Origin of the sequence: Alteromonas sp. KUL49, assembly GCF_006538345.1 — a bacterium.
In the GTDB taxonomy this organism is placed as follows: Bacteria; Pseudomonadota; Gammaproteobacteria; order Enterobacterales; family Alteromonadaceae; genus Alteromonas.
The window spans coordinates 186,220-198,037 of record NZ_BJKL01000001.1 but is presented as its reverse complement, the minus strand read 5'-3'; the positions used below and the strand labels follow the sequence as shown (position 1 = coordinate 198,037).

The following is an 11,818-nucleotide window of genomic DNA, read 5'->3' as shown; positions in this document are numbered from 1 at the left end:
TAGTCAGCAAATTGTATCAGAGTGAATGTCACTGAAAGCTACGTGTTATCAGATCCTTACGCCCTATCAGGAGGCGCAAACTCACCGTAGTGCCAGCAAGTGGTTCGACATGGCACTTATTGTACTCATCATCATCAACGTGACGGCAATGATGGTATCTACCGTGTCTGATATCAGCCAGCATTGGTACACTGAACTGGTTGTCATTGAGATAGTCTCTGTGTTTTTGTTCACTGTAGAGTACGTTCTAAGAGTGTGGAGTAGCGCAGCAGCACCGCAACAAAATGCCCCCCATTTGTCCGAGCGTCAGCTTCGCTGGCGATACTTAAAGAGCCCCATGGCGATTATCGATTTACTCGCCATACTCCCATTTTACCTAAGCGTGTTTTTTACCTTAGATTTGCGCATTTTACGTATTTTCCGAGTGTTCAGAATCATGAAACTGGGTCGCTATTCTCGCTCAGTACAAACCCTAGTGACGGTCATTAAGAACGAAGCTCACGCTCTACTGGCAGCGCTGAGTATATTGATGTTGTTCACGGTTATTGCCGCTACCTGTATTTACTACATCGAACACGCTACTCAACCAGAAGAGTTCAGTAGTATTCCAGCCTCGTTGTGGTGGGCCTTAGTGACACTCACCACAGTAGGCTACGGTGACGTTGTACCTATCACACCGCTAGGAAAAGTGTTTGGCGGTTTGATTACCGTCATGGGTATTTGTTTCTACGCGTTACCTGCGGGTATTTTGTCATCGAGCTTTACCGCACAAATTCAATTGCGAAGGGAGCGTTTCAAAGCCTCAGTAGAAACTGCCCTAGCCGATGGTGAACTGAGTCGCCATGATGTGGAGCACATTGAGAAGATTCGCGATTTACTGGCTATGGATGAAGAAGAAGCACGATTAATCATTCGATTGCTACAACACCATCACGGAGATCCTCACGACAAAAAAACCTACAAGTAACATAGAAGCCATCATTGATGTGAGCCCTTGCACTGTAAATCTCAGTACATAAGTCGAACAATTATGCTATAAATTACAAATATTTACATTTGCGAGGGATTGCAATGGAAGTTTTTGCCGCACTCATACTGATACTTTTCGTGTTCATTGGCGTTGTAATGGCCTACACGCACAACGGAAAAATTAGCCGACTTACCAGCGAGATTGCCCAGCTAAAAAAACAACAAGAATGGTTAGAGAAACAACTGGCGGCACTAAAAACGTCAATTGCGTTAAAGGCACCTTCTTCCTCTTCCGCGACGAATATCAGTGTAACTTCTGAAGAGCCTCAGACGAAACAAACAACACCAGTCACAGCTAATATTGAGCTACAAAAGCCAGCGCAAACGTCACCTGTCAAAACAAGCTTTGCATCTAGCGTGACACCTAGCGTAACCACTAACACAACATCAGCAGCACCCACCCCTAAATCTACCGACGTATTGGGCCCGTCCTTTGCCGATACTTTCACGGATTTTATCCGCGCAAACGGATTGTTATGGCTGGGTGGTTTGATTTTAGCTATTGGTGGCGTATTTCTCGCTCGCTACGCTATCGAAGCGGGTTTATTGCCTCCAATCGTGCGTATTATTGCTGGCGGCACCTTTGGCGTATTTCTTATTGCAGCTGCGGAATATCTGGCGAGAAACAAAGTACGGTTTAATATTAATACACCGTATATCTGCGCTTCGATTGCTAGCGGAGGCGTAGTCACTTGTTATGCCATCGTATTGGTCGCCTTTGATTTTTACCATTTTCTATCACCACAAGCCGCCTTTATCGCACTTGCCGCAGTAGCACTCGCTGCAAGCTCACTGGCCTTTAGGTTTGGCCCTTTATTGGCGTGGATAGGGATCATCGGCGCTTATGCGGTACCTTTGCTGGTATCTACGGGCAGTAACAACGTTACTGCACTTCTTATTTATACTGCGGTGGTTTCAACCTCTGCAGTCTGGTTGTCACAAGCCGTCAGACAATCATGGTTGTGGTGGCTTGCCTTTGCGGCTCATTTTAGTTGGTTTGGCATTTCCCTGACCTTCGCTTCCAACAGTGATTTCAGCTCACTCTTACTATTTTCATTATTCAGCATTTATCTGTTTGTGCTCAGTGATATTGCCGGTTGGCGCTTACTTAACACAATGTCAGCCCCTCTCACTACAGCACAGTTACTCATGCCTAGAAAGGAACACTTGGGCGTTCTTTTTTCACTGATTATGCTTGCGATAAGCATTGCGTTATTCGATAGCGTGAGTCACATTGTTATCGCCAATATCGCCATAGCTGCAGTATTACTGGGCGCAGCGCATCGATACAGCGCGCTGGATACTTGGCCCTACCTTGCACTGACATTTTCCCTGTACAGTTACCTGCTATTGCCCAAAACTGCGCAGATTGACGAGTTAAGACTACTCTTTAGTGGTAACTATCTTTTTGTTCAGCTCGCAGCTCTCGTCGCCCTTGTGTACAGCGTGGCTATGATCACCCTTACTCAACGACCTGCTTACTTACTGCTACTCATTGTTAGTCCAGTGTCTCTACTAGGGATAAGTTACGCCTTGTCTCCGAATGAGGTTGCCCCTCATCTTTATCCAGTGTGGGCTCTCGAGCTAAGCTTAGTCGCCATAGTCAGTACGCTCGCTGTTGGGCGCTCCAACGTCACGGTAAATCGCCTTACTTACGCCTTGCTCGCCAACGCCTGTGTGACTCTCACACTAACCATGCTTTTGGATGCCGCCACACTAACATTGGCGCTCAGTGTGCAAGTCGCTGCAATGAGCTTTCTCAGCAAAAAGTACGAGGTGGTTCTACCTACGTGGCTCTACAAGGTGGCATTGGTATGTATTACCAGTCGACTCACTTTTGCACCATGGCTCAGCGATTACTCTGGTGAACACATTATGGGGATTCATTGGAGCATTGTGGTTTATCCCGTTGTACTAGGAATATTTTGGTTTGCTCGCAAGCACAACCCTATTAACGAAGTAAAACAATGGATTGAAGGTGCTGGTGTGCATGTAGTAGCCCTATTAACTACCACTGAAACCAGTTATTTACTACTAGGAGAATACCCCAGTATATCGATGGGATATCAAGGGTACGTCCTTTTAGCATTTAATTGGTTGGTTTTGTCAGGCGTATATTTGTACCGAGCACAATTCTCCTCAATGGCAAAATGGTACAGAGGCTTTGCCATAGCGCTGGCTTGCGGCGCAGGTTTGCTGCATGTGGATGTGTCAGTGGCCAACAACCCGTTCATTGCACCTCAACCCACCGGAGATGGCTTTATTTTTAACTGGCTATTGGTGCAATGGGCACTAACCGCTGTTGTCTTAACAGGGTTAGCCAAGTTCAACCTTATCCCACAGCGTTTACATACATTATGCTTTTGTGTGGTTGGTGCTTTAGGGTTTCTATACATCAGTGGACTTATTCGCGGTGCTTACCACCCTAACGCGCTCATGTTTAACGACAACATTTTGCAATCCGAACTCTATACGTATTCGTTAGTGTGGTTATTAATCGCGTCGTTGATGATTTTTGTCAGCCAAATCAGGCACTACAATAGTATTGGACGAGCAGGTTTCATACTGCTGGCTATCGTGCTGCTCAAGGCGTTTTTAGTTGATATGTCGAACTTAGAGGGCTTGTATCGCGCCATTTCATTTATAGGCCTAGGACTGTCTCTAGTAGGTATTGGATGGCTATATCAACGGCTTAATAGCGCACCAAAACCAGAAAATGCATAAAACTCAATTATGAAGACTATTGTGTTCTATAAGCCTTGTTGCAGCTCGTACCTCTTGATTAAAAGGGTGACACAGCTTATAACTAGTCGTGTCATTTTCAAATCAAACGCTTATGTCTGTTAAACACCCAATAATTGCAATCACCGGCTCGTCTGGCGCTGGAACGACGACTACCACCAATGCCATTCGACACATATTCAGAAACTTGAGTGTTAACGCCGCTATTGTTGGTGGTGACAGCTTTCACCGATTTACTCGTCCTGAAATGGAAGTAGAAATCAGAAAAGCACAAGAACAGGGCAGACATATCAGCTACTTTGGCCCCAAGGCTAACGATTTTGAATTGCTAGAAACCTTATTCAGAGAATACGGAAGTTCAGGTACCGGCCAGTTTAGGCAGTATTTACATACCTTTGATGATGCGGTGCCATTCAACCAAATGCCAGGCACATTCACGCCGTGGCAAGATTTACCGTCGAATACTGACTTGCTCTTCTACGAAGGCTTACATGGCGGTGTGAAGACAGAAGAAAACGACGTAGCAAAGCACGTTGATTTGTTGGTGGGCATGGTACCTATCGTGAACTTAGAATGGATACAAAAAATTGTTCGCGATACCACAGACCGTGGTCACTCTCGAGAAGCGGTAATGAGCAGCATAGTGCGAGGCTTAGATGACTACTTCCACTATATTACCCCGCAGTTCTCTCGCACCCACGTAAACTTTCAGCGAGTGCCAACAGTTGATACGTCAAACCCGTTTAGTGCACGAGAAATCCCCACCCAAGACGAAAGCTTTGTGGTTGTGCGCTTTAGACGGGAAATGAAAAACGTAGATTACCCTTACCTGCTCAAAATGATTGATGGCGCATTTATGTCGCGTATCAACACGCTAGTGGTTCCCGGCGGTAAAATGGGTCTCGCTATGGAGCTTATTCTTACACCACTCATTGAGGATCTTCTCGATAAAAAACGCCGTGCTGGTCATCAAATGGATTGGCTCAGCCACGAGGACGATTAACGCCCAGTGGACAAATCTCATCTGTCCATTGACCCAAACTATATATAAGTATTGTCATCAATGAGTCGAAAATCTCATTGAGTTGAGCCAAGGTTATAGCCTAACCAGCACAACGAGATGGGAACAATGACAATCATAAATAGCACCCAGATTTGGGTTGATAAAAATCAACTCAACAACACCAAAACCGTAAGCCATTCCATTGATACCGCCACTCTTGGTGACGATGAAGTTGTGCTAAGTACCGACAGTTTTGGCTTTTCAGCCAACAATATTACCTATGCCGCACTTGGCCACGGAATGGGATATTGGGGCTTTTTCCCCGCTGGTGATGGCTTTGGTATTGTTCCAGTATGGGGGTTTGCGACAGTCGTTGCGTCAAAACACGCAGATATTAAAGAAGGTGAAAAAGTATTCGGTTATCTCCCCATGGCAAGCCACTGGGTGATTAAAGCGGGGAAAGTAGCCCCCCATGGCTTCATCGATATACACACCAACCGTAAGAGTATCAGCCCAGTATACGATCAGTATTTACGCTGCGCTGCCGACCCGGGATACAACCCAACACGAGAAGCGTGGCAACTTAACTTTCGTCCGCTCTTTATGACCTCCTTCGTACTCGACGATTATGTAGCTGAACTATCTAATGGTGAATCACTGTTATTGTCTAGCGCTTCAAGCAAAACAGCGCTGGGTACTGCACAACTGTTGAAACAGCAGAAGTCCGCTCGAGGCGCGAGCTATCGGGTTATTGGATTAACCTCGCCGTCGAATGTTGACATGGTAAGCGCCTCTGATTGCTATGATGATGTAGTGAGTTACGACGATTTATCCAAGCTTGATAGCAACGACAGCTATTGGCTCCTTGATTTTGCCGCTAACGGCAGCTTAATAAATGCCTTAGGTAGTCACTTAGGGGAAAAACTATCGACAGTTACGTTAATTGGCGCCACTGATTGGAAGGCCTCAGAGAAACCTAACAAGAAAGCCTTAGATGCCGAAATATTCTTCGCACCGGCACGGGTTAAACTGCGTCAAGGGGAGTGGGGACACGACGCATTTTTAACTAAGTACGCTGGTGCATGGCAACAATTTGCAAGCAAAGTTCAAGACACTTTTTACGAAAAAGGTGTGGATGGTGCCGGCAACATAGTCCAGCTTTATCTCGACACACTTAATGGTAGTGCAGATACCAAAGCGTTGAATGTACTTACATTTTAAGCCGTTTGACACTATTTGTAACAAAGAGGTGTGGTGATTAATGCCATCGCCTCTTTAGTGTTTGTTCACTTGTGGTTATAGTGATAAAAACGGTAGTAAGGTAAAGTTATGGGACAGGAAACCTCAAAAATTCTCGTTGTTGATGACGACATGCGTTTGCGCAGTTTGTTAGAGCGCTATCTCGTTGAACAAGGTTATCAAGTGCGTTCTGCAGCAAATGCAGAGCAGATGGATCGTTTACTTGAGCGAGAAAACTTTCACCTTATGGTCTTAGACCTCATGTTACCTGGCGAAGATGGCCTGTCTATTTGTCGTCGACTTCGCCAAGCGGAAAACGAGCTGCCGATTATTATGCTAACGGCAAAAGGCGATGAGGTTGACCGTATTATTGGCCTAGAGATGGGTGCAGACGATTACCTTCCCAAACCATTCAACCCACGTGAATTGCTTGCACGAGTTAAAGCGGTTCTTCGTCGTAAAAGTACTGAAGCACCGGGCGCGCCAACCAAAGAAGTGCAAATTATTGAGTTTGGTAACTATCGTCTTAATTTAGCCACCCGAGAAATGACCGCAGACGGCAACCCGCTAACTCTTACGAGTGGAGAATTTGCTGTACTCAAGTCACTAGTAACACACCCTCGAGAGCCCCTTTCTCGCGATAAACTCATGAACCTGGCCCGTGGCAGGGACTACAGTGCATTAGAGCGTAGTATCGACGTTCAAGTGTCAAGACTACGTAGAATGTTAGAGGCTGATCCAGCTAATCCGCGCTATATCCAAACTGTGTGGGGATTAGGCTATGTATTCGTACCCGATGGTGAGACTCAAGTATAAATAATCGAGTCTGACGCCGTGCGTATCATTCCGCAAAGTACCTTTGCTCAAACAGTAATGCTCATCGGGGTATTGCTATTGATTAACCAAGTTGTGTCTTACTTGTCGGTAACCTATTACTTTATTCAACCCAGTTACCAACAAATCAATAGCCTGCTGGCCACACAAGTCAAAAGCGTGCTGGCCAACGACCTATTGGTAAGCAATGAGGCGAGAAGACTCAGATACGCCGACAAAACTAACGTTCATGTGTATGACACTAGCGACGCGAGAACCCACGGTTTAGACGATGCCGTGTACTATCAATTTATGTCTTCTCAGGTGACCAACCAACTCAACCAACTGGCTGATGTTAGGATAAGCACTCAACCTCGGTCGGAAGGCAAAAACGCCCCTTATACAGTGTGGATTTCACTTGATCGCTATCCAGATACCTGGATTGCCCTTCCAATTTCAGGTTTAAATAAGGCTAACATTTCACCATTAACTATGTACTTGATGGTGATAGGTATATTGAGTGTGGCAGGCGGCTGGTTGTTCGTAAGACGTATGACCCAGCCCTTACAAGAACTTCAAAAAGCTGCACTGTCGGTAGGTAAAGGAGAACATCCTGCTCCGCTCAAAGAGCTTGGAAGCTCTGAGATGATTCAGGTCACCCGTGCTTTTAACCGCATGAATTTGGGTATCAAGCAGCTTGAACACGACCGTAATATTATGACCGCGGGCATATCACACGACCTGCGTACACCACTCACCCGAATCCGGTTGGCTTCAGAAATGTTGCCCGATGAGGAGAGCTGGATTAAAGATGGCATAGTTAACGACATAGAGGATATGAATGCCATTATTGACCAATTTATTGACTACGCCCGTCTCGACAATGAAGAAGTACACGAAAACACTAATCTGAACGACATTATTAACGCTCTTGTACAAGCGCGTCAGCTCGACGATAAGCATCATATCAGCCTTAATCTCAATCCAATCCCAACATTGAGCTTGCGCCATATCGCGATGAAACGGGTGTTAGATAACCTAATCGAAAATGCCTTTAAGTACGGCTCTGATCATATTGAGGTCACCAGCTATTACAATAAGCAGAAAAAGAGCGTGTACTGTAAAGTACGAGACTTTGGTCCGGGGATACCTGAAGAAGAGCTGGACAGTCTGTTTATGCCCTTCGCGCAAGGGGATAAAGCAAGAAACTCTACGGGCTCTGGTCTTGGCTTAGCCATTATTCGGCGTATAGTAGAAGCTCATGATGGACGAGTGGCACTGCGAAACCACCCGCAACAAGGGCTAATTGCAGAATTTTTTATTCCTGCAAAGTAACAAGACTGGTCGCCCTTCCTCGCTAACACGCAATTTTTGGTCGAGTATGGATCCTCTTAACCCTATCAACCTCATTCAATCAGGTACGGCAACGGTTGCTATTCTCGGTGGGCTTCTCTTGTGGAAGAAGCCCGAATTTAGAGGCATTGCGGCGCTATTCTTTTTTACGCTAGTCGCTTCCCTTATTAATATTCTTGAAGAAACAGGCATTACTCGCGATATCTACCTGATCAGTCCCATCTTTATCATGCTGTTTGGCCCAGCATCGTATTTAGCCATAAAGTTATTCGTGGAAAAGTCACTACCCAAGGGAGCACTGTGGCACTTTGCGCCCGTTGTACCGGTTTTGTTTTTTACTACTTTCACTCAAGAAGTGATTGCGATAGGCACATTGTGGCGATTGATTTACGCGGGCTTAATCGTGCACATGCTAACCCAGTTTCAACGCACTATAAGCCAAGAGCGTTCAGATGCAGATGACTACTCACTGACTTGGCTGGTATGGATAATTATTGGCCTTGCACTGTTTAACTGTGTTGATTTAGTGAGACTCAATCTGCAACCTTACATTCCTCATCAGCTGAACCTTATTGGTCAAGGACTCAATAATGTAGTGTGGTTAGTCGCTTGTATGATCATCATCGTAAAGTTGGTTGAGAGAAATCAATTACCCGCTCAAACCCACCAAAAGGCCGTTGTAGAAAGCACAGAGTTACCAGAAAGTTTCGAGGGTATCTATGCAGATCTCGACGCACAAATTAAAGACAAGCAATGGTACTTGACACCACGGCTTACACTCAGTGATTTAAGCGAATTGAGCGGATTGCAAACCCGTGATATTTCACGGGCGATCAATCTTCATGCAAAGGTCTCGTTCAACGAATACATCAATCAATGTCGTGTAGCGTACTTCTGTGAGCAATTGAAACAGGAATCGCCTCATACTCTTACCGATCTAGCCCTTGCTTCGGGGTTTAGCTCTAAAGCCTCGTTCAATAAGGTGTTTAAAGCCGTTGTCGGTGTTACTCCAAGTGAGTATAAGCAACAAATAGGTACAGGATCACGATTGTAGACGTGAATTATCGCGTTATTAGACGATATAGCATGCAGTCATAGATAGTCTGGCACCGTAATTTCTACGGAGCTATTTATGAAACCTTCAACCACCACAAAATACGTCTTGCTTGCACTGGCGCTATTACTTTCACTTCTGCATGAACATGCGAATGCCGAGCCTACCCATTACTCAGACCGTGAATTTGTAATCACTAACGTTAATGTAATTGATATTAAGCACCGGGTTGTGATTCCTCATCAGAATGTTCATGTGGGCAACGGGAAAATACTTGATATCAGTGAGTACAACCCAGCAAATTTACCGCTAAACATTTCTATTATCGACGGTGACAATGGCTACCTCACCCCTGGCTTAATCGACATGCACGTTCACATGTATGAACCTGCTGCCTTTCCGATTGCGCTGAGCCATGGTGTGACCCATGTTCGAATAATGAATGGTATTCCTGCACATCTTGAGTGGCGAGAAGCATTAAACAACGGTGCTATGGTAGGTAGCACGGTGACCGTGAGTAGCCCTATTGTTTCTGGATACGACAACGCGCCGATGCACCGCACGGTTCACACGGCTAGTCAAGCAAGAGAAGCGGTGAGAGAGTTTAGCGAGGCTGGCTACGATCTGATTAAGGTATATGGCAACCTAAATCAAGATGCGCTGACCGCACTCGTAGACGAAGCCCATAAATCAGGTATGCCTTTGGGTAAACATGGTCCCCACGCCTCTGGCGATATGCCAGTATCTACCCTCATTGGTTTTCAATCTTTCGAACACGCAGAAGATATCTATCAAGGCCCCCTCAACTATCAAATGGACGAAGCACTGCTTCCACCGATTAGTGATGACCTTAAGGCAACGGGAGTACCTATTACTCCTACACTTAATATCTTCAATCAACTGACCATGATAAGCGCACAAAAACAAGCGTTTCTCGATACCCTTCCCGATGAATACACCTCGAGTATTATTGCCTTAGAAGCTAAGAATAATCAGGTCTCTCGCTGGCTTGAAGCCTCCGATGCCATGGTCAAACACAATCAAACTACCATGCAATTTCTACTCACTATTACCCGCGTATTACATCAAGCCGATATCCCGCTGTTGGTGGGCTCTGATTCGGGGGTGCTATTGTCACCTCATGGATTGGCAACCCATGGTGAAATGAAACTACTGGAGCAAGCAGGGCTCTCTCGGTTCGATGTTATAGCAGCGGCGACAATAAATCCTGCGACGGCACTTGGTATGGAGGAAGAGATTGGTCAAGTTGCTGAAGGGTTTAACGCTGATGTTATCTACTCTAGAGGTAATCCACTGGACAATCTAAACATACTGACAAACCCAGATGCAGTCATTAAAAAAGGAACATGGTTTGATGCTATTCAGCTGACTGAACTGCGCAACAACGCCATTGCAAGTCGAAGTTTTTGGAGCGAGCTAGGCACACTCATCGAAGCTTACTAGATGGGTTAAAAGCGCTACAGGACAGGTGGTAACCAAAGAAGGTTATCGCGCTGCCTTCATCTTGTAGGCAAACCCAATACTAGATAACCACAAGACTAGCCCAGCCATAGGAATCACCCAAAATGCCACATTAATAGTGGCACTGTTTGCCCAAACGCCTGTGGAAAATGATGCGATTTGTACACCCATGGAGTTCGCTACAATGCTGACGCCCGACAGTACTGGGCCGTTGTCGCTGTCAATGTTCATGGCCGACGACAACACCAGTGGGAATAAGGCACCTAAACTAAAGCCAAGAATGAAGTTACCTAAACCCAATAGATATAAGTCGGTAAACAGCTTGATAGAAAGGGTACCCAACAAGGTGCCTGTGGCGAGTACCATAATGAGATGGTGAACTGTGACGAACCTTAGAAAATAGGTATACACCAAACGACTGATAACCATTCCACCCGTAAAACAAGCCAGTAGGTTACGCGCTTGCTCACCTGTGTATCCCAATCCGGTTTGGGCATAAGTCACGAACCAGTTAGCGTTGCCAAACTCTATCGCGCCATAACCAAAAGTCAGTACAGCCATAAATAGAAAAACGGGTTGGCGCAGTACCACTTTGAATGACAGTGTTTTCCTCTCTGTCGCCACATCGCCAGAGACTGATTTAGATGAACGTACGGCGCACGCAAGGGTATAGGCACTCAATAGAAACATAATGCCGGCCATGACCTGCAGTGGAAGTCGCCAATTTTCGCTCAACAAGTACAACCCAGTAACGTAGAAAGAGGCTGATAGGGCACCAAAACTGAACATAAAGTCCATGATGCCCATCATTTTAAAGCGCTTTTCTTCGTATAGGCGGGCAATCAGTGTATGACCTATGGTGATGATAGTGGCCGCCACAATACCGATGATTCCCGCATAAACGAGCATGAGATACCAGTGAGTCACCAAGGACATAAACACCAAGGTAACCGCATTCACCACTATGAGAACACTCAATAAGAATAGGTAGTCAAAGCGACTTGCATATTTACCTCCTGCGATAGCACCGGCCATAGAACCTAAAGAAAACAGCGTAAACAACACACCGGCATCCGCTTTAGTGACATTCAAATCGACGATAA

Annotated in this window: 9 protein-coding genes; 8 read left to right on the top strand and 1 reads right to left on the bottom strand. The window is 45.7% G+C overall.

What is annotated here, in order from left to right:
• The first annotated feature begins 25 nt into the window (after positions 1-25).
• From EYS00_RS00915 to EYS00_RS00880, 8 genes are all read left to right on the top strand, one after another.
• A complete protein-coding gene (locus EYS00_RS00915; RefSeq protein ID WP_130634703.1) occupies positions 26-967 on the top strand; it encodes an ion transporter in 942 nt (313 codons plus the stop codon).
• Positions 968-1,071: 104 nt separating this feature from the next.
• Entirely contained in the window at positions 1,072-3,753 is a 2,682-nt protein-coding gene (locus EYS00_RS00910) for a DUF2339 domain-containing protein (RefSeq protein WP_130634702.1), read from the top strand.
• 112 nt (positions 3,754-3,865) lie between these two features.
• A complete protein-coding gene (locus tag EYS00_RS00905) occupies positions 3,866-4,774 on the top strand; it encodes a phosphoribulokinase (protein ID WP_130634701.1) in 909 nt (302 codons plus the stop codon).
• 126 nt (positions 4,775-4,900) lie between these two features.
• Positions 4,901-5,995: a DUF2855 family protein gene (locus tag EYS00_RS00900; RefSeq protein WP_130634700.1), complete on the top strand. Its 1,095-nt coding sequence runs from the start codon at positions 4,901-4,903 to the stop codon at positions 5,993-5,995.
• Between the two features lie 108 nt (positions 5,996-6,103).
• A complete protein-coding gene (gene ompR / locus EYS00_RS00895) occupies positions 6,104-6,829 on the top strand; it encodes a two-component system response regulator OmpR (RefSeq protein WP_130634699.1) in 726 nt (241 codons plus the stop codon).
• Between the two features lie 18 nt (positions 6,830-6,847).
• Positions 6,848-8,161 carry a two-component system sensor histidine kinase EnvZ gene (gene envZ, locus EYS00_RS00890; protein ID WP_130634698.1) on the top strand — a complete coding sequence of 438 codons (1,314 nt, stop codon included), beginning with the start codon at positions 6,848-6,850 and terminating at the stop codon, positions 8,159-8,161.
• A 46-nt stretch (positions 8,162-8,207) separates the two neighbouring features.
• A complete protein-coding gene (locus EYS00_RS00885) occupies positions 8,208-9,233 on the top strand; it encodes an AraC family transcriptional regulator (RefSeq protein ID WP_130634697.1) in 1,026 nt (341 codons plus the stop codon).
• A gap of 78 nt (positions 9,234-9,311) precedes the next feature.
• Entirely contained in the window at positions 9,312-10,697 is a 1,386-nt protein-coding gene (locus EYS00_RS00880; RefSeq protein WP_130634696.1) for an amidohydrolase family protein, read from the top strand.
• Between the two features lie 42 nt (positions 10,698-10,739).
• On the opposite strand, the gene EYS00_RS00875 is transcribed toward EYS00_RS00880, so the two are convergent.
• Positions 10,740-11,807 (bottom strand): sugar MFS transporter, encoded by a 1,068-nt coding sequence (locus tag EYS00_RS00875; RefSeq protein WP_242618596.1) that lies wholly within the window; start codon positions 11,805-11,807, stop codon positions 10,740-10,742.
• Positions 11,808-11,818: the final 11 nt, after the last annotated feature.